This is a genomic window from Geodermatophilus saharensis, from assembly GCF_900188205.1.
Classification (GTDB): domain Bacteria; phylum Actinomycetota; class Actinomycetes; order Mycobacteriales; family Geodermatophilaceae; genus Geodermatophilus; species Geodermatophilus saharensis.
Window position 1 is genome coordinate 537,024 of sequence record NZ_FZOH01000003.1, and the last position, 18,205, is coordinate 555,228.

General features: G+C 75.9%; 17 protein-coding genes. 4 read left to right on the forward strand and 13 right to left on the reverse strand.

The window, feature by feature from the left end; all coding sequences use genetic code 11:
- Window position 1: 1 nt before the first annotated feature.
- On the reverse strand, window positions 2-856 hold the full coding sequence (locus CHC04_RS10480; RefSeq protein ID WP_089403826.1) for an alpha/beta fold hydrolase: 855 nt from the start codon (window positions 854-856) through the stop codon (window positions 2-4).
- A 961-nt stretch (window positions 857-1,817) separates the two neighbouring features.
- Between CHC04_RS10480 and CHC04_RS10485 the strand changes: the two genes are divergently transcribed.
- Window positions 1,818-2,522 carry a M50 family metallopeptidase gene (locus CHC04_RS10485; protein WP_089403827.1) on the forward strand — a complete coding sequence of 235 codons (705 nt, stop codon included), beginning with the start codon at window positions 1,818-1,820 and terminating at the stop codon, window positions 2,520-2,522.
- Between the two features lie 528 nt (window positions 2,523-3,050).
- Here CHC04_RS10485 and CHC04_RS10490 read toward each other — a convergent pair.
- Both CHC04_RS10490 and CHC04_RS10495 read right to left on the reverse strand, forming a co-directional pair.
- Window positions 3,051-5,423 (reverse strand): glycoside hydrolase family 65 protein, encoded by a 2,373-nt coding sequence (locus CHC04_RS10490; protein WP_089403828.1) that lies wholly within the window; start codon window positions 5,421-5,423, stop codon window positions 3,051-3,053.
- On the reverse strand, window positions 5,420-6,169 hold the full coding sequence (locus CHC04_RS10495; protein ID WP_089403829.1) for an HAD family hydrolase: 750 nt from the start codon (window positions 6,167-6,169) through the stop codon (window positions 5,420-5,422). The genes CHC04_RS10490 and CHC04_RS10495 overlap by 4 nt, the downstream gene beginning before the upstream one ends.
- 156 nt (window positions 6,170-6,325) lie before the next feature.
- Between CHC04_RS10495 and CHC04_RS10500 the strand changes: the two genes are divergently transcribed.
- On the forward strand, window positions 6,326-6,871 hold the full coding sequence (locus CHC04_RS10500; protein ID WP_217897290.1) for a YbhB/YbcL family Raf kinase inhibitor-like protein: 546 nt from the start codon (window positions 6,326-6,328) through the stop codon (window positions 6,869-6,871).
- Window positions 6,872-6,925: 54 nt separating this feature from the next.
- Here CHC04_RS10500 and CHC04_RS10505 read toward each other — a convergent pair whose 3' ends face one another.
- A complete protein-coding gene (locus CHC04_RS10505) occupies window positions 6,926-7,765 on the reverse strand; it encodes a GNAT family N-acetyltransferase (RefSeq protein ID WP_089403830.1) in 840 nt (279 codons plus the stop codon).
- 93 nt (window positions 7,766-7,858) lie between these two features.
- Here CHC04_RS10505 and coaA point away from each other — a divergent pair, with 93 nt between their 5' ends.
- Together coaA and CHC04_RS10515 are read left to right on the forward strand one after the other, a co-directional pair.
- Window positions 7,859-8,821 carry a type I pantothenate kinase gene (gene coaA / locus CHC04_RS10510; protein ID WP_089404048.1) on the forward strand — a complete coding sequence of 321 codons (963 nt, stop codon included), beginning with the start codon at window positions 7,859-7,861 and terminating at the stop codon, window positions 8,819-8,821.
- 301 nt (window positions 8,822-9,122) lie between these two features.
- Window positions 9,123-9,326 carry a DUF5999 family protein gene (locus CHC04_RS10515; RefSeq protein WP_089403831.1) on the forward strand — a complete coding sequence of 68 codons (204 nt, stop codon included), beginning with the start codon at window positions 9,123-9,125 and terminating at the stop codon, window positions 9,324-9,326.
- A 45-nt stretch (window positions 9,327-9,371) separates the two neighbouring features.
- Here the strand turns inward: CHC04_RS10515 and CHC04_RS24095 are convergent, their stop codons facing one another.
- The 9 genes from CHC04_RS24095 to CHC04_RS10560 all read right to left on the reverse strand — a co-directional run bounded on the left by CHC04_RS24095 (window position 9,372) and on the right by CHC04_RS10560 (window position 18,204).
- Window positions 9,372-10,298 carry a hypothetical protein gene (locus tag CHC04_RS24095; RefSeq protein WP_089403832.1) on the reverse strand — a complete coding sequence of 309 codons (927 nt, stop codon included), beginning with the start codon at window positions 10,296-10,298 and terminating at the stop codon, window positions 9,372-9,374.
- 86 nt (window positions 10,299-10,384) lie between these two features.
- Window positions 10,385-13,390, reverse strand: coding sequence for an aminomethyl-transferring glycine dehydrogenase (gcvP, locus tag CHC04_RS10525; RefSeq protein ID WP_089403833.1), 3,006 nt, complete (start codon window positions 13,388-13,390; stop codon window positions 10,385-10,387).
- A 161-nt stretch (window positions 13,391-13,551) separates the two neighbouring features.
- The gene (locus CHC04_RS10530) at window positions 13,552-14,127 is read right to left on the reverse strand and encodes a MerR family transcriptional regulator (protein ID WP_089403834.1); all 576 of its coding nucleotides are present in this window, start codon (window positions 14,125-14,127) and stop codon (window positions 13,552-13,554) included.
- A 257-nt stretch (window positions 14,128-14,384) separates the two neighbouring features.
- Window positions 14,385-14,870 (reverse strand): bifunctional nuclease family protein, encoded by a 486-nt coding sequence (locus CHC04_RS10535; RefSeq protein ID WP_089403835.1) that lies wholly within the window; start codon window positions 14,868-14,870, stop codon window positions 14,385-14,387.
- 95 nt (window positions 14,871-14,965) lie between these two features.
- On the reverse strand, window positions 14,966-15,745 hold the full coding sequence (ftsR, locus tag CHC04_RS10540; protein WP_089403836.1) for a transcriptional regulator FtsR: 780 nt from the start codon (window positions 15,743-15,745) through the stop codon (window positions 14,966-14,968).
- A gap of 17 nt (window positions 15,746-15,762) precedes the next feature.
- Window positions 15,763-16,281: an oxoglutarate dehydrogenase inhibitor Odhl gene (odhI, locus tag CHC04_RS10545; RefSeq protein ID WP_176449933.1), complete on the reverse strand. Its 519-nt coding sequence runs from the start codon at window positions 16,279-16,281 to the stop codon at window positions 15,763-15,765.
- A gap of 259 nt (window positions 16,282-16,540) precedes the next feature.
- Complete coding sequence (gcvH, locus tag CHC04_RS10550; protein ID WP_089403837.1) at window positions 16,541-16,945, reverse strand: glycine cleavage system protein GcvH; 405 nt, start codon at window positions 16,943-16,945, stop codon at window positions 16,541-16,543.
- A gap of 51 nt (window positions 16,946-16,996) precedes the next feature.
- Window positions 16,997-17,875 (reverse strand): DUF881 domain-containing protein, encoded by an 879-nt coding sequence (locus CHC04_RS10555; protein ID WP_089403838.1) that lies wholly within the window; start codon window positions 17,873-17,875, stop codon window positions 16,997-16,999.
- Window positions 17,872-18,204 (reverse strand): small basic family protein, encoded by a 333-nt coding sequence (locus CHC04_RS10560; RefSeq protein WP_089403839.1) that lies wholly within the window; start codon window positions 18,202-18,204, stop codon window positions 17,872-17,874. Before CHC04_RS10560 ends, CHC04_RS10555 begins: the two co-directional genes overlap by 4 nt.
- Between the last annotated feature and the right edge of the window lies 1 nt (window position 18,205).

Sequence of the window (18,205 nt, forward strand, 5' to 3'; positions counted from 1 at the left end):
CTCACCGGCCGCCGAGCGTGTCCACGGCCGCGACGACCGCCTCCGGCTGCTCGTCGGGCGCCATGTGACCGGTCCCGGGCAGCACCTGAAGCTCCACGTCGAGGTGGCGGCGAACGGCGTCCCGGAGGCGGGGCGCGGGCAGGAAGCAGTCGCGCTCACCGGAGAGCACCGCCCGTGGCGTCGCCCGCCAGCGTCGCAGGACCGCCGCCGGGAGCGGACCGGGCGCCGCGGACGTCCGGGTGGTGCGGGCGACGAGGGTCATCCACTCGACCTCGTCGTCCGCGGGGTGGCGGCCGGGCCCGTGCAGCTGCCGCACCAGGCGGGCGCTGCGCGCGGTGGTCGGCCGCAGCAGCCAGGGCAGGGTGGCGGCGAACACGGAGGCCCCCACCCGCAGCCGGACGATCCCGGCCGGGTCGACCAGCACCAGCCCGGCCACTCCGTCCGGCTCGGCGGCGAGAGTGATCGCCGCGCCCAGGGAGTGCCCCACCAGGACCAGGAGGTCGGCGTGCAGGTGGGCCACCAGCTCCCCGACCCAGGCGCCGTAGCAGGCCAGGCGATCACCGCCGGGGCGCACCCCGGCCGAGAGCCCGGGCTGACCGGGCACGTCGGCGGCGACGACCCGGTGGCGGGCGGCCAGCGCCGAGAGCACCGGCAGGCTCGTGGCTGCGCTCATGTTCGTCCCGGGCAGGTACAGCACGGTGGTGTCGCCGTGGCCGGCGACGACCAGGTGGGTCTCCCCCAGCCCGGTGTCCAGCACCGACCGTTCGTGCGCCGTCGGCCAGGCGACCAGCCGGTGCTCGCACCACGCGCGCACCGCATCCCCGGACGCCGCGGTGCGGTACAGCGAGCAGTCCACGGCGGCCTCCCCCGGCGACGGCCCGCGCGGACGCGGCGGGCCCGGCCAGCGTGCCAGGACCGCATTCCCCGATGACCGGTCGAACGCGCGCAGCGAGCGCCCGGCTCCCCTCCCCCGGGAGGACGTCGACCGGGGTCCGCCGCCGTCGGTGGGCTTTGTCGTCGTTCATCGTGGGTCATGAATTTGTTGGGGATAACGGAACAGAGTCGAGCTGGTGCCAGAGCGCAGCCCGGACGTTCCTCACGCTGCGGTGGACCGGTCGTCCGCGATCGCCTGTCCCGGCCTGGTGGCGCCGGCGCTCGCCGGCGGCTGTGCGAGCTCGGATCGCGCGCCGGCGCCTGCTCAGAGGTACCGGATCCGCCTCGGCCCGTCGCTCACCGCCACCTCTCCGGCGCGTCGGGCCCGCCCCACCGGGCCACCACGACGACACCGCTCCCCCGGCGCCGCAAGGGCCGTTGCCCTCAGGGCTGGTTCTGCCTTCGTCGTGTGGTCGGGAGGTAGTTGGGGATAACGGTGCAAGGAGGTACGAGGCTCGACCCACCGAGACCGCTGCCCGTCGTCGATGGCTGCCCTCCTTCGCCACCGGCACCGCCGAGTGGCCGTCCCGGTGGATTCCGACCGCCGGCGCCGCGTCGGCGGGACGGTGGCCACTGCCGGTCGGCGGTGGTCCCTCCCCTCCCCCCGTGTAGCCGGTGACGACGTCAGCCGAGGCGGTCGCGCCGGGGCGTCCGGCCGGACACCACTGCAGGCGGCGCCCGATGCGGGCAGCAGGATCGACGCGCGGGAGCGGGCGGCGCGATTCCCGGCGTCGGCTCCCCCGTCGTCGCTGTGGGTCGTCGTCGTGCTGTCGGGCTGACTAGTTGGGGATAACGGACGACTCGGCTCGCGGGCGCGCGCAGTCCGGAACACGGGAGCCGCCGCGTCCCGGGAGCTCACAGCCCCGTGCGGTTGACTCCACCCGGTGGACCTCCTCGAGCGCCTGTGGACCCGCGCGACCGCGGAGGCCCCCCTCCCGCCGGCCGTCGTCGCCGGCGCCGCCGTCGTCGCGCTGGTCGTGGTGGCCAGCCCGGCGCTGTGGCGGCCCACCCGCACCGCCGTGACCATCGCCCACGAGGGCGCCCACGGGCTGGCGGCACTGGCCACCGGCCGCCGTCTGGCCGGCATCCGGCTGCACTCGGACACCTCGGGGCTGACCGTGTCGGCCGGCCGCCCCACCGGCCCGGGCATGGTGCTCACCTGCGCGGCGGGCTATCTCGGCCCCGCGTTGTTCGGCCTGGGCGCGGCGGCCCTGCTCGCCACCGGGCACGCCGTGGGTGTGCTGTGGGCGGTACTGGCCCTGCTGGCCCTCCTGCTGCTGCAGATCCGCAACTTCTTCGGGCTGTGGGCGGTGCTGGCCACCGGCGCGGTCGTCGCCGGGGTCACCGCCTGGCTGCCCGCCGAGGGTCAGGCCGCGTTCGCCGCCGCCGTCACCTGGTTCCTGCTGCTGGCCGCGCCGCGGACGGTGCTGGAGCTGCAGTCCGCCCGGCGCCGGCGGCGCGCGCCGGACTCCGACGCCGACCAGCTGGCCCGGCTCACCGGCCTGCCCGCGCTGCTGTGGGTCGGGCTGTTCCTGCTCGTCGACGTCGCCGCGCTCGCGCTGGCCGCCTGGTGGCTGCTGCCGCGCTGACCGGCTCGCCGGCCCCAGCACCAGGCCCGCCGCGACGGCGGCGACGCCGGCCCACACCGGCGGGGTCGGCAGCGGCCCGCCCAGCAGCACCGCGGGGGCGGCCGCGGCCACCGGCGCGGTGCCGGTGAGCAAACCGGCGCGGCCGGCGCCGAGGCGGGTGACCGTCGCGTACCGGAGCACGAACGCGACCGCGGTGACGCCGACGGCGAGGTAGCCGAGGCGCGCAGCTCCGCCGGCCCCCGGGCGCAGCAGCGCGCCGGGCCCCTGCGGTCGTGAGCCCCAGGACGGCGGAGCCGTGAGCGGCCGGCCAGGTCGTGTGCCGCGCCCGGCAGGCCGGCGTCCTGGTGCACCCGCTGTCCTGCCACCGGGTGCGGCCCGGCCCGCCGGGCCCGGTGCTCGGCTCCGCCGCCTCCCCGCCCGGCCGCCTTCAGGAGGCCGGGCGCCCGCATCCTCCGGTGGGGCTCTGGAACGGCCCCGTCCCGGGTCCCGCCCTGAGCCTGCGAAGGGTGGGGAGGACGGGGTCCTTCATCAGTCGCGCTGGCCCTTGCCGCGCCGGCGGGGGGCCGCGCCCGGCGGCTGGGTCACCGGGGCCACCTCCGGCGCCGGCGGGTTGTCCAGCACCGTGTCGCCCTCGTCGACGGTCACCCGGCGGCCGTGGTGGTGGATGTCGAGCGGCTCGCCCTCGTGCAGCCGGTAGGTGGTCTGCTCCCGGCCGATGGCGACCTCGAGGATGCGGCCCTGGTAGGCCAGCCGGAAGCGCAGCCCGGTGATCCGCGAGGGCAGCCGCGGGGCGAACAGCAGCCGGCCGTCGTGGTCGCGCATGCCGCCGAACCCGGCGACGGCGACCGTCCACCCCCCGGCCAGCGACGCGATGTGCAGCCCGTGCCCGGCGTTGCCGTGCAGGTTCTGCAGGTCGGTCAGCGCCGCCTCGCCCCAGTAGTCGTAGGCGAGCTCCAGGTGCCCGGTCTCGGCGGCCACGACCGCCTGCTGGGTGGCCGACAGCGAGGAGTCGCGCACCGTGCGGGCCTCGTAGTAGGCGAAGTCGGCGACCTTCTCCTCGTGGGTGAAGGCGTCCCCGCGCAGGTGCAGGGCCATGACCAGGTCGGCCTGCTTGACCACCTGCTTGCGGTAGATCTCGAAGTACGGGTAGTGCAGCAGCAGCGGGTAGTGGTCGGGCGGGGTGGCGGCGAAGTCCCACTCCTCGTGGTGGGTGAACCCCTCCGACTGCATGTGCACGCTCAGCCGGGGGTCCCAGGGCACCCGCATCATGCGCGCGGCCCGCTGCCACAGCGTCACCTCGTCCTCGGTGACCTGCAGCCGGCCGGCGACGTCGGGGTGGCGCTCGACCGCCGCGGCCGCCTCGCGCAGGTTCCGCTGCGCCATGAGGTTGGTGTAGACGTTGTTGTCCACGACGGCGGTGTACTCGTCCGGGCCGGTCACCCCGTCGATGCGGAACCCGTCCTCGGCGTCGAAGTGCCCCAGCGACGCCCACAGCCGGGCGGTCTCGATGAGCAGCTCGGCGCCGAAGTCGCGGTCGAACTCCTCGTCGCCGGTGGCGTGCAGGTAGCGCACGACGGCGTCGGCGATGTCGGCGTTGATGTGGAAGGCGGCCGTCCCCGCCGGCCAGTAGCCCGAGGTCTCCTCCCCGCGGATGGTGCGCCACGGGAACGCCGCGCCGCGGCGGCCGAGCTCGCGGGCCCGGTCCCGGGCCAGGTCGAGGGTGGAGTGCCGCCAGCGCAGCGCGTCGCGGACGGCGTCGGGGGCGATGTAGGTCAGCACCGGGAGCACGTAGGTCTCGGTGTCCCAGAAGGTGTGCCCGTCGTAGCCGGGGCCGGTGAGCCCCTTGGCCGGGATGGGCTGGCGCTCGGCGCGCAGCGAGGCCTGCAGCAGGTGGAAGGCGCCGACCCGCACGGCCTGCTGCAGCTCGTCGTCGCCCTCGATCTCGACGTCGGCCAGCGACCAGTGCGAGTCGAGGACCTCCTTCTGCTCGCGCAGCAGCCGCTCGAACCCGGCCAGCTTCGCCGTGGCCAGCGCCCCCTCGACCTGGTCGCGCAGCGCCGCCGCCGAGCGGCGCGAGCTCCAGCCGTAGGACAGGTACTTGACCAGCTTGAGGGTGGAGCCCTGCGGCAGCCGCGCGGCGAGGGTGTAGCGGGCGAGGTCCTCGCCGGCCTCGATGTCCTCGGTGACCGAGTCGGGCACGTCGACGACGTGGTCCATGCCGGCGGCGATGCGCAGCTTGCTGCGGCGGGTCTGGTGCACCAGCACCGCCCGCTGCATCCGGGCGACGGCCATCTCCTTGACCAGCGGACGGCGCAGCGCGGCCGCCGCGCGGGGGTCGTCGGCCTCGCTGCCGCTGTCGACCGGCTCGTTGGCCAGCAGGTCCGACTGCAGCGCCACGTAGAGGTCGCCGCGGTCGTCACTGCACTCCACGGAGTACTCGATCGCGGCGATCGAGCGGCGGCGCAGCGACACCAGCCGGGTGCTGGTGACCTTCACGACCCGGCCGTTGGGCGAGCGCCACTCGGTGACCCGGCGCAGCACCCCGCGGCGCAGGTCGAGGGTGCGGCGGTGCTCGACGATCTCGCCGTAGTCGAGGTCGAAGGGGGTGTCGCCGACCAGCAGCCGGATCAGCTTGCCGTCGGTGACGTTGACGACCGTCTGGCCCTGCTCCGGGAAGCCGTAGCCGGCCTCGGCGTAGGGCAGCGGCCGTTCCTCGAAGAAGCCGTTGAGGTAGGTGCCCGGGACGACGATCGGCTCGCCCTCCTCGAACGAGCCGCGCATGCCGATGTGCCCGTTGGCGAGGGTGAACACCGACTCGTGCACGCCGAGCGAGGCGTGGTCGAGACCGATCTCGGTCAGGGACCACGGCTCGATCGGGAAGCTGGGGCGCCCCTCGGTCACCTGGTGTCCTCCTCCGCGGTGCGGTCCCCCAGCAGCTGGTCGAGATCGGTGACCACGACGTCGGCGCCGTGGGCGCGCAGCGCGTCGGCCTGCCCGACCCGGTCCACGCCGACGACGTACCCGAAGTGCCCCGCGCGCCCGGCCGCCACACCGGCGAGTGCGTCCTCGAACACCACGGCGGCGGCCGGCTCCACCCCCAGCGCCCGCGCGCCGGCGAGGAAGGTGTCGGGCGCGGGCTTGCCGCGCAGCCCCTCGCGGGCGGTCACCACCCCGTCGACGCGGGCGTCGATGTACTGCGCGAACCCCCCGGCGGTGATCACCTGCTCGCCGTTGGCCGAGGCGGTGACGACGGCGGTGGCCAGGCCGGCGTCCTTGGCCGCCCGCAGGTAGGCCATCGAGCCGGGGTAGACCTCGACGCCGTGCTCCTCGAGCTCGGTGAGCAGCAGCTCGTTCTTGCGGCGGCCGATGCCGTGCACCGTCTGCGCGGCCGGCGGGTCGTCGGGGGTGCCCTCGGGCAGCGTGATGCCGCGGCTGGCGAGGAAGTCCCGGACACCGTCGGCCCGCGGCTTGCCGTCGACGAAGCGGTTGTAGTCCAGCTGGGTGAAGGGCGGGGCCTGCGGGTCGGTGGCGCGCAGGAACTCGTCGAACGTGCGCTTCCAGGCCGCCATGTGCACCGTGGCGGTCCGGGTGAGGACGCCGTCCATGTCGAAGAGGCAGGCGCGGATGCCGTCGGGGAGTCCGAGCACGCTGCGACGCTACCGGCGCGTCGCGCCGCTGACCTGTCGAGACGTCCCGTCCCCGGTCGCGGGGCGGGCGCGCAGTCGGCAGCCTGGGGTCGGCGCGGGGTGGCCCGACCACCCCGCCCGGCCCGCACCGCCCGTTCCCCGAGGAGAGGACCGCCCGTGCCCGACCGGCCCGTTCCCCCCGACCCCTACGACTTCCTGCCGCCCGTCCCGTCGTTCACGGTGACCAGCACCGACCTGCGCGACGGCGAGGTGCTGCCCATGCCGCACGTCAGCGGCGTCATGGGTGCCGGCGGGGAGGACCGCTCCCCGCAGCTGTCGTGGTCGGGCTTCCCCGAGCCGACGCGGGGGTTCGCCGTCACCGTCTTCGACCCCGACGCCCCCACGGTCAGCGGCTTCTGGCACTGGGTGGTCACCGGCCTGCCCGCCTCGGTGACCGAGCTGCCCCACGGCGCCGGTGACCAGGAGGGGTCGGGCCTGCCGGCCGGCGCCCGCCAGCTGCGCAACGACGCCGGCTTCCCCGGTTACGTGGGCGCCGCGCCCCCGGCCGGGCACGGCCCGCACCGCTACTTCGTCGTGGTGCACGCCCTCGACACCGAGGACATGGGCGTGCCCGCCGACGCCAGCCCCGCGTTCCACGGGTTCAACCTGTTCGGCCACACCCTGGCCCGGGCCACCCTCGTGGTCACCTACACCCAGGACTGACCCCGGCGACGGCGTCCCCGCCCGGCGGGCGCCCACCGTGCGCCCGCCGGGCGGTCAGCCGTGCGGCCGCTCCGGCGGGCGGGCGGCCACCCCGGTCGAGCCCAGCCAGGCGAAGCCGACCCGCTCGTAGACGCGGGCGACGTCGTCGTCGCCGGCGGTGAGGAAGACCAGGTCGGCGGTCTCGGCGGCCTGCGCCACCAGCGCGGAGGCCAGCGCCGCGCCGACGCCCCGCCCGCGCCGCCGCGGCGAGCTCGCCACGCCGACGATCTCGCTGATCTCGGTGCCGTCGACGTCGACCGGGTGGTGCGAGCCCACGCCCACCGGCTCGCCGTCCTCGATGGCCACCATGACCACCGTCCGGCCCGAGGCGACCCGCTCGCGCAGCACCGCCGCGCGGGGCTCCGGGAGCGTCGCGCCGTCGGCGCCGTCCTCGGGGTCGTCGTCGGTGCCGTCGTCGGTGCCGTCGTCGTGGTGGGCGGCGAAGCCGGTCTCGAGCAGGTGCTGGTAGTGCGGCAGCGCCGGGTCCTCGGCGCCCACCACGTAGAGGCGGACACCGGCGGGCAGCAGCACCTCCACCGGGTCGTCGACGACCAGCAGCGGGAAGTGCGACACCAGCAGGCCGGCCCGGCGGGCGGCGGCGTCCAGCGACGGGGTCCGCTGCACGATCCACTCCACCGCCGCGGGCAGCCCCTCCTGCTCCTGCAGCGCGGCGGCGGCGCGCACGTCGTCGGCGCTCACCGCACCGGCACCCGGCCGCGGGCGGGCGGGGTGGGGCCACGCCGGCGGGCCGACCGGCACGTCGAGCGCCCCCACCGGGACCGGGCGCGCGTCCGGCAGCGGCGCGGCGGCGGCGTACCGCTCGACGCAGTCGAGCAGCCCTGGGCGGGTCGGCACACCGGCACCCTATGCGCGTCCCCCGCGACCGACCGGGGTCGTTCCCCTGTCGGGGTGACCCGGCGGTCGGGCCGGCGGGACCGGGGCGGCACGATGGACGGCGTGACGGCAGGGACCCGGCCCTCGATCTCGCCCTACGCGGCCTTCGACCGCGACGCGTGGCGAGCCCTCGCCGGCTCCCGCACGCTGCCGCTGGACGAGGCCGACCTGCGGGCCCTGCGCAGCCTCGGTGACCGCATCGACCTCGACGAGGTCGCCACCGTGTACCTGCCGCTGGCCGAGCTGCTGGGTCTGCACGTGACGGCCAGCCAGCGGCTGTGGGCGGCGCAGAACCGCTTCCTCGGCGACACCACCGCGAAGGTCCCCTACGTCATCGCGGTGGCCGGCAGCGTCGCCGTCGGCAAGAGCACCACCGCCCGGCTGCTGCAGACCCTGCTGGCCGCCGGCCCCGGCTCGCCGCGGGTCGACCTCGTCACCACCGACGGGTTCCTGTGGCCCAACGCCGTCCTCGAGGCCCGCGGGCTGCTGACCCGCAAGGGCTTCCCCGAGAGCTACGACCGCCGCGCGCTGGTCCGCTTCCTCGCCGACGTGAAGTCCGGCCGCGGCCAGGTCAGCGCGCCGGTGTACAGCCATCAGTCCTACGACGTCGTCCCGGGGCAGCGGCAGACCGTCGACCGGCCCGACATCCTCGTGCTCGAGGGGCTCAACGTGCTGCAGGCCGGCCGCCGCGACGACGGCCGGGTGCCCGAGGTGTTCCTCTCGGACTTCTTCGACTTCTCCGTCTACGTCGACGCCGCCGAGACCGACGTCCAGCAGTGGTACGTCGACCGGTTCCTCGCGCTGCGCCGCACCGCCTTCGCCGACACCTCCGCCTACTTCCACCGCTATGCCGACCTCAGCGACGACGACGCCCGCGCCACCGCGCTGTCGATCTGGGCGGCGGTCAACGGCCCGAACCTGCGGCAGAACATCGCTCCGACCCGGTCGCGGGCGCGGCTGGTGCTGCAGAAGTCCGCCGGCCACTCGGTGCGCCGGATCCTGCTGCGCAAGCTCTGACCGGCGGCCGGTCCTCGCCGCCTCTCCCCCTTCCGGCCTGGCACCGTGCGGTCGTGCGCCCGAGTTGGGGATAACGGTCGAGGGCGGGTCGACGGCCCCGGCACCGCGCTGAGGCGCGGCTGCATGGTCCGTGCCGCCGGCGGCCTCCGCCATGGCGAGGTCTGACGACCCGAACGGGTCAGGTCGTGGGATTCGTCACTCGGAACACCGCGGCGGCGGGCGCACACTCGGAGACGTCCGGTGACCGGACGCTCACTGCACGTAGACCCGGCACGAGCCGGCCCGATCGGGAGTCCTCCTGATGTGCGTACACACGACCCCCTGCCCCGACGCCACCAGCGACGCGCGTGACCTCGCCGCGGTCGTGAGCAGCCACCCCGAGCAGGGGTGGAGCCTGCTGTGCAACGGCGTCGTCCTCTTCGACGACGACGGCGAGCTGCTGCCCGACGGCCGCGCGGTCGCCGACCACCACCAGTGGCGGTGCCCCGGCCTCGTCTCCGCCTGACCCGGCGGCACGGTCCGGTCGCCCGGCCCGGTCAGCCCGGCCCGATCAGCCCGCGGCGGCCTCGGCGGCCTCGCCCAGCAGGGCGGTGAACGCCGCGGGGTCCGGCTCGGCCGCGTCCGGCGCGGCGCTCTGCGCCAGCAGCAGCCCGCGCGCCCCGTCGACGACGAACCCGACCAGCACGCTGTGGCTCTCCTCGCCGGCCGCCGCCACGGTCAGCTGCACGCCGGCGCTGCGGTCCCCCAGCTGCGGCACGTCCAGGCGGGTCAGCTGCAGCGTCGTGCTCCCGCCCCACGGGCCGGTCGTGGTGACCGAGGAGCACTGGGCCAGCAGCGCGTCGACGGGCAGCTGCAGCCCCTCGAGCTGCGGGGACTCGGCCAGCACCTGCACCGTCTGCGTCTGCGGGGTGCGGGCGGCCTGCGAGGCGACGGCCAGGTCGTCGAGCTGGTCGCCGAGAGCGGGCAACGCCTCCAGCGCCGCCTGACAGCCGGCCGGCTCCACGGTCACCTCACCGGCCCAGTCGTCGTCGCCGTCCCCGTCGTGGTCGCCGTCGTACCAGGGGCCGGGCCAGCCGCCCCACCCTCCCCAGCCACCCCAGCCGGAGCCGGCACCGAGCTGGTCGAGGGTGACGCCGACGACGGTCGCGTCCTCGCCGAACGCCGAGGCGGGCAGCAGCCGGTCGCCCAGCTCACCGGAGGCGCCCTCCTCGGGCGGGGGCGCGGGGGTGGCCGACGGGGTGCCGGACGCCCCCGGCGCCGACGTCCCGGGCGCGGACGTCCCCGGTGCGGACGTGCCGGGCGTGGACGTGCCGGGCGCGGAGGACCGCGGCGTCGGCGACGGCGTCGGCGCGGAGCTCTCGTCGGTGGCCGCGGCCGGTGCCAGCTCGTCGGAGCCCGCGCAGCCCGCCGTCAGCAGCGCCGCGGCGGCCAGCGCCGCACCCGTCGTCCGGACCCGTCGCCGCGTCGTGGCCGCCATGACTGCATGATCCACCGGCGCGGTGACCTCCCGCACCCTCCGGAGGTCGGAACCGTCCGGTACCCGTGCCACCGGGGGGCCCGCGCTCAGGCCCGGCCCGCGCCCACCACGTCGGCGGCGGTGCCCAGGTCGTCGGGGGCGCCCTCGCCCCGGTCGGGGACGGACGTCTGCGGCGCACGGGCGGGCTCGGGCTCGGCGAAGGCCTCCGGGGACGGGCAGGAGCACACCAGGTTGCGGTCGCCGAAGGCCTGGTCGATCCGCCGCACCGGGGCGAGGTAGCCGCGGGAGGCCAGCCGCGGCACGGGGAACACCGCCGTCGACCGCGGATAGGGCCGCGCCCACTCGCCGGTGAGCATCCTCAGCGTGTGCGGGGCGTTGCGCAGCGGGTTGTCCTCGCGGTCGTACTCCCCCGTGGCCACCTTCTCGATCTCCCCGCGGATGGCCACCATCGCCTCCACGAACCGGTCGAGCTCGGCCCGGTCCTCGCTCTCGGTGGGCTCGACCATCAGCGTGCCGGCCACCGGGAAGCTCATCGTCGGCGCGTGGAACCCGAAGTCGACCAGGCGCTTGGCGATGTCGTCGTTGGTGATGCCGGTGGCCCGGGTCAGCGGCCGGATGTCGAGGATGCACTCGTGGGCGACCAGGCCGCCGGCGCCGGTGTAGAGCACCGGGTAGTGCTCGCGCAGCCGGGCGGCCAGGTAGTTGGCGCCGAGCACGGCGTGCTCGGTGGCCCGCTGCAGCCCGTCGGGTCCCATCAGCCGCAGGTAGGCCCACGAGATCGGCAGGATGCCCGCGGAGCCGAACGGCGCGCCGGACACCGCCGGGCCCTGCCCGCCGGTGTCGGCCAGCGGGTGCCCGGGCAGGAACGGCACCAGGTGCTCCCGGACACCGATCGGACCGACGCCGGGCCCGCCGCCGCCGTGCGGGATGCAGAACGTCTTGTGCAGGTTGAGGTGGCTGACGTCGGAGCCGAAGCGCCCCGGCCGGGCCAGCCCGACCATCGCGTTGAGGTTGGCGCCGTCGACGTAGACCTGCCCGCCGGCGTCGTGCACCGCCGCGCAGATGTCACGGATGTCGGTCTCGAACACCCCGTGCGTGGACGGGTAGGTGATCATGATGGCGGCCAGCCGGTCGGCGTGCTGGCCGATCTTGGCGTGCAGGTCGGCGACGTCGACGTTGCCCGCCTCGTCGCAGGCCACCACGACCACCCGCATGCCGGCCATGACCGCGCTCGCGGCGTTGGTGCCGTGCGCCGAGCTCGGGATGAGGCACACGTCGCGGTGGGACTCCCCGCGGGAGGCGTGGTAGCCGCGGATGGCCAGCAGCCCGGCGAACTCGCCCTGCGAGCCGGCGTTGGGCTGCACGCTGACCGCGGCGTAGCCGGTGATCTCGGCCAGCCAGGTGCACAGCTCGTCGATCAGCTGCCGGTAGCCGCGGGCCTGCCCGGCCGGGGCGAAGGGGTGCAGCCCGGCGAACTCCGGCCAGGTGATCGCGGCCATCTCCACGGCGCTGTTGAGCTTCATCGTGCACGAGCCCAGCGGGATCATCGTGCGGTCCAGCGCCAGGTCCTTGTCCGACAGCGACCGCAGGTAGCGCATCAGCGCCGTCTCCGAGCGGTGCGCGGAGAACACCGGGTGGGTGAGGAACGGGGTGCGGCGGCGCAGCGCGTCGGGCAGCGCGTCGGGGCCGTCGTCGTCGAGCGCGGACTCGGCGGTGGCGTCGTCGGCGGGGACCCCGAAGGCCTCGGCGACCAGCCGCAGCACCGCCGGCGTCGTCGTCTCGTCGCAGGCGACGGCCACGGTGTCGGCGTCGACGCGGCGCAGGTTGACCCGCCGGTCGGCGGCGGCCGCAACCACGTCGTCGGCCCGGCCGGGAACCCGCGCCTGCACGGTGTCGAAGAACGCGTCGTGGACGACCTCGACGCCGCCGGCGCGCAGCCACCCGGCCAGCGCCAGCGCGCTGCGGTGCACGCGGGCGGCGATCGCCGTCAGCCCCTCGGGGCCGTGGTAGACGGCGTAGGCGCCGGCCATCACCGCCAGCAGCACCTGGGCGGTGCAGATGTTGCTGGTCGCCTTCTCCCGGCGGATGTGCTGCTCGCGGGTCTGCAGCGCCAGCCGGTAGGCGACGTCGCCGTCGGCGTCGACCGACACCCCGACCAGCCGGCCGGGCAGCTGGCGGGCCAGGCCCTCGCGCACCGACAGGTAGCCGGCGTGCGGGCCGCCGTAGCCCAGCGGGACGCCGAAGCGCTGGGTGCTGCCGCAGGCCACGTCGGCGCCCCACGCGCCGGGCGCCTCGAGCAGGGTCAGCGCCAGGACGTCGGCGGCGACGACCACCGACGCGCCTGCGGCGTGCGCGGCCTCGGCCAGCGCCCGGTGGTCGCGGACCGCGCCGCTGGCGCCGGGGTAGGACAGCAGGACGCCGAACGCGCCGGCCTCGGGCAGGTCGGCCGGCCAGCCGGCCGACAGGTCGGCGACGTGCAGGCCGATGCCGAGCGGCTCGGCGCGGGTCTGGAGCACCGCGAGGGTCTGCGGGAGGGTGTCGGCGTCGACGACGAACACAGCGCCGGGCTTGGCGCGGCCGGCCCGGCGGACCAGGGTCATCGCCTCGGCGGCGGCGGTGGCCTCGTCGAGCATCGAGGCGCCGGCGACGGGCAGGCCGGTGAGGTCGGCGACCATCGTCTGGAAGTTCAGCAGCGCCTCGAGCCGGCCCTGGCTGATCTCGGGCTGGTAGGGCGTGTAGGCGGTGTACCAGGCGGGGTTCTCCAGGATGTTGCGCTGGATGACCGCCGGGGTGACGGTGCCGGAGTAGCCCAGCCCGATCATCGAGGTGAACACCTCGTTGGCCGACGCGCGCTCGCGCAGCTCGGCGAGGACGGCGGCCTCGTCGGCGGCCGGCGGCAGGCTCAGCGCGTCGCGGTCGCGCACCGCCTCGGGCACGGTGGCATCGACCAGTGACTGCAACGAGTCGTACCCGACGGCCTCGAGCATCGCGGCGGTCTCGTCGCCGCGCGGGCCGATGTGCCGGGCGGCGAACGAGCCCGCGGGGCTCAGTGCGCGCAGTGACGGGAGGGGGCCAGCAGCAGCGTCCGCCATTGCCACGACGCTACCAGCGGGCCGCCGCACCCCCGCGTCCTGCCGAGATCGCGCGATCTCGGCGCGCGGGGCTGCGTCGACGCGTCGAGATCACGGGATCTCGACCGGGGCAGGCGGCAGGGGCCCACCGCGGGCGGTGGGGACCGGGGAGGGGCGCCGGGCTAGGCGGGCTGGGCGCGGCGCGCGCGGCGCATCGCCAGCTCGTCGTCGGCGGCGTGCAGCGGGGCGCCGTCGAGCCGCTCGGCGGGCAGCTCGGCGAGCTCACCGGACAGCTCGCGCAGCGCGCCGGAGACGGCGATGCCGAAGACGCCCTGCCCGCCGGCGAGCAGGTCGACGACCTCCTCGGCGGAGGTGCACTCGTAGACCGTGGCCCCGTCGGAGAACAGCGTGACGTTGGCGAGGTCCTTGATCCCGCGGTTGCGCAGGTGGTCCACGGCCTTGCGGATGTTCTGCAGCGACACCCCCGTGTCGAGCAGCCGCTTGACCACCTTCAGCACCAGGATGTCGCGGAACGAGTACAGCCGCTGGGTGCCCGAGCCGGTCGCACTGCGGACCGAGGGGGCGACCAGGCCGGTACGGGCCCAGTAGTCCAGCTGGCGGTAGGTGATCCCGGCGGCGGCACACGCCGTCGGGCCGCGGTACCCGACGAGGTCGGTGTCGACCTCGTCGTAGTCCGTCGCCCCCACGGCGGCGTCGCTGAAGAGCTGACCCTGGGAGCCCTCGCTCTGGTCGCTCACGTCAGCGGTCCTCCTTCGCGTGCCGTCGCGGGCGCGACGGCCGTCCCGGTCCGATCCGCTTCCCCTCGGATCACACCGGTGTTGTCCGCGACCGTAAGCCGGGCCCCCAGGGCGGTCAACTGACGCGGGCGGCGTGTCGCAGCACTCACCCCGACCGGGTGGTATCGGCAGGACCGGCGCCGGACTCCAGTCCGGACGCGACGGACGGGACGCGTGTGACGAACGGGGCGGGTGGGGTCCCACCCGCCCCGGGACGGTCAGGCGCCGCCGGACCCCGAGCCCGCGCCGAAGTCCTCCGGCGAGATCTGGTCGAGGAACTCGCGGAACTTCTCGACCTCGTCCTCCTGCTCGTCGGGGATCTCGATCCCCACCTCGTCGAGCAGCTCCTCGGCGCCGTAGATCGGCGCCCCGGTGCGCACGGCCAGGGCCACGGCGTCCGACGGGCGGGCGCTGACCACGCGGTCGTCGCCGAAGACCAGCTCGGCGATGTAGATGCCGTCGCGCATCTCGGTGATGTTGACCGCCTCCAGGGTGGCGCCGAGGGCGCGCACCACCTCGCGCAGCAGGTCGTGGGTCATCGGCCGCGCGGGCCGGACCCCCTGCTGCTCGAAGGCGATGGCCGCGGCCTCCACCGCACCGATCCAGATGGGGAGGTACCGCTCCCCCTCCGTCTCCTTGAGCAGCAGGATCGGCTGGTTGCCGGGCAGCTCGACCCGGACCCCGACGACTCTGAGTTCCTGCACGGTGTTGCTCCCTCAGCTGCGGCGGTACGGGTGGACACCGGTGCGCACCGGAGCGGGCGGGCCTCCCGGCGGCGGTGTCCACCGTACGCCCGCAGTCACGGGCGCAGGAGGTCCCGGAGGCGCGCCTCGAGCAGGGCTCGGTGCAGCTGCGCCGACAGCGCCGACAGCTCGGCGAGCTTGTCGGCGGCCCGGGCGCGGGCGTCCTCGGCGCGCGAGCGCAGCACCGGGGCGACCAGCTGCTCGACCAGCCCGGCCTCCCGCTCGGCGCCGGTGCGGAAGACCCGCAGGTGCCGCGGCTCGATGCCGTGCCGGGCCAGCCCGGCGGCGGCGCGGGCGATGGGCAGGTCGCCGGCGGGGTGCCGCCCGTCGGCGTCGGGGGCGAGCAGCCCGAACTGCACGCAGTCGGCCAGCTGCCCCGGCTCGAGACCGGCGGCACGGGCGAAGTCGGCCGCGCCCAGGAGGGCGTCGGCGTCGGTCCCGGTGTCGGCGGGGGCGGCCGGGACCGCGGCGGCCGCCGGGGACGGCGCGGGGCCCTGCACCGGGGCCTGCGCCGGCGGGCTGCCGGTGCCGGGCACCGGCAGCCCCCGGTCGAGCGCGTCGAGGTGCTCCTTGATCACCCGCAGCGGCAGGTAGTGGTCCCGCTGGGCGGTGAGCACGTACCGCAGCCGGTCGACGTCGGCCCGGGAGAACTTCCGGTACCCCGACGGCGTCCGCTGCGGAGCGACCAGCCCCTCGCTCTCGAGGAACCGGATCTTGCTGATGGTCACGTCGGGGAAGTCGTCGCGCAGTGCGGTCAGCACCGCCCCGATCGTCAGGCGCGGGGTCCGGACGTCGGCGACGCCGTCCCCGGACGCGCCGGCAGGCGCTCCCGGCACCGGATCAGCGCGCCGCGTCAGCGGCCGGCGGGCTCGCCGGTGCGCGGGCCGGTCAGGTAGACGAGGCGGAACTTGCCGATCTGCACCTCGTCACCGCCGGCCAGGGTCGCGACGTCGACCGGCTCGCGGTTGACGTAGGTGCCGTTGAGGCTGCCGACGTCGTGCACCGAGAAGCCGCCGCCCTCGCGGTGGAACTCGACGTGGCGGCGGCTGACGGTCACGTCGTCGAGGAAGATGTCGCTGTCGGGGTGCCGACCGGCGGTGGTGACGTCCTGGTCGAGCAGGAAGCGGCTGCCGGCGTTCGGGCCGCGCTTGACCACCAGCAGGGCCGACCCGGCCGGCAGGGACTCCACGGCGCCGGCGTGCGCGTCGGCGCCGGGCTCGACGACCTCGGGGACGTCGCCGGTGTCCTCGCCGCCCACCTTCGGGATGACGCTGGTCGACTCGCCGACCCGCTCCTGGGAGAGGGCGGCGCCGCACTGCGCGCAGAAGCGACTGCCCTCGGGGTTGTCGTGGCCACAACGAGTGCAGTGCACGTCTGTTCTCCTCCGGTGCAGGGGGCACCGCCGCGAGCGTTCCTGCCGCGGGCGGCCGGCGGACGACGGTCCGGTCGGTGCCGTCGTGGGTCGGCCGCCGCGGTCGCACGGCGGGCCGTTGGTCATGGAACCAGCGGTCGTCCCGAGGGTCAACCGGACGTCGAGGTGTCGTCACAGCAGCCCCATGGGCCCGGCCGGGGGCCGGCTCCGGGGGCAGTCTAGTGATCGTCCCGGGGCGGCCGACGGCGGTGGGGGGCGGTCAGGACGCGTCGACGAGCGCCTGGTAGGCGGCCGCGTCGAGCAGGTCGGCGGTGGGGTCGCCGCCGTCCCCGGCGACGGTGATCTCGACCAGCCAGCCGTCCCCGTAGGGGTCGGCGTTGACCGTCTCGGGGGCGTCGGTGAGGGCCTCGTTGACCGCCGAGACGGTGCCGGCCACCGGCGAGTACACGTCGGAGACGGACTTGGTGGACTCCACCTCACCGATCGGGTTGCCGGGGCCCACCTCCTCCCCCACCGCGGGCAGCTGGACGAACACGATGTCGCCCAGGGCGTCCTGCGCGTGGTCGGTGATGCCGACCCGGACGACGGTCCCCGCACCCCCGCTCCCCTGCACGAGCGCCCACTCGTGCTGGTCGGTGTAGCGGCGGTCGTCAGGGGTGGTCATGCGGCGTCGTCTCCGATCGGGGTGGGGTGCCGGCGCCGCGGGGTCGCGGGGCTAGTCGCCGGGGTCGGGCTGAGCGTATTGAGGCTCGTCGAGGGGCCGCAACGCGTCGACGACGACCCGGTCGCGCTGCTCGATGTCCACGCTGCCGCCCTGCCGGCCGACCCGGTCGACCACGCCGCCGGGGATGCTCATCGCCGTCCGCAGGTCGGCCGCCGAGCCGATGACGACGATCTCGTAGGGCGCGGTCACCGGCCGGCCGTCGACGCGCAGGTCGCCCGGGGTGCCGGTGACGGCGGTGGACACGCCCACCCGGACCCCGTCGATCTGCATGGTCTCCGCGCCCGCGCCGCGCAGCTCCTGCACGGCGTCGAGCAGGTCGGCCACCCGCACCCGGCCCTCCGGGTCGCGGACGGTGATCACCAGGCCCGGCCCCTCGGCGGCGACGGTGCCGTTGAGGACGGCCAGGGCGTCGGCGCGGGAGCGGGCGTCCTCGAGGGCGGCGGCCGAGCGGCTGTCGGTGTCGGACAGCTCGCGCAGCGCGCCGCGCTGGTCGGCGATCTGGGCGCGCAGCCGGTCCTCCTCGCTGTCGAGGTCGTCGAGGATGGCGACCAGCTCCTCCTCGCGGGCGCCCTCCAGCGCCTGCCCGGTGTCGGTGCTGCGCACCTGGACGGCGATCGCGAAGCCGAGCAGCGCGGTGAGCACGGCGATGAGGGACCCCGCGACCAGCGACCGGCGCCGCTGCGGCCGCGCGCCGTCCGGCGGCACGGGGGCGGCGGGAGCCGGGACGTCGGGCGCCGTAGCCGGGACGTCCGAGGCCGGGGCGTCCGAGGCCGGGGCGTCGGGGGCCGGGTCCGCGGGAGCACGCCGCGGGACGTCGTCGGGCGCGCCGTCGTCCGGGACGGCGTCGCCGGGGCGCGGGGCGTCGGTCATGCCCGGAACAGGTGCCGGCGGATGGCCGCGGCGTTGCCGAAGATGCGGATGCCGAGCACGACGACCACGGCCGTCGACAGCTGCGCGCCCACCCCGAGCTGATCGCCGAGGAAGACGATCAGCGCGGCGACGACGACGTTCGACACGAACGAGATGACGAACACCTTGGCGTCGAAGATCCCGTCGAGGGAGGCACGGGCGCCGCCGAAGACCGCGTCGAGCGCGGCGACCACCGCGATCGGCAGGTAGGGCTGCAGCCACAGCGGGACGGTCGGGTCGAGGACGAGGCCGAGGGCGATGCCGACGGCCAGGCCGATGACGGGGATCACC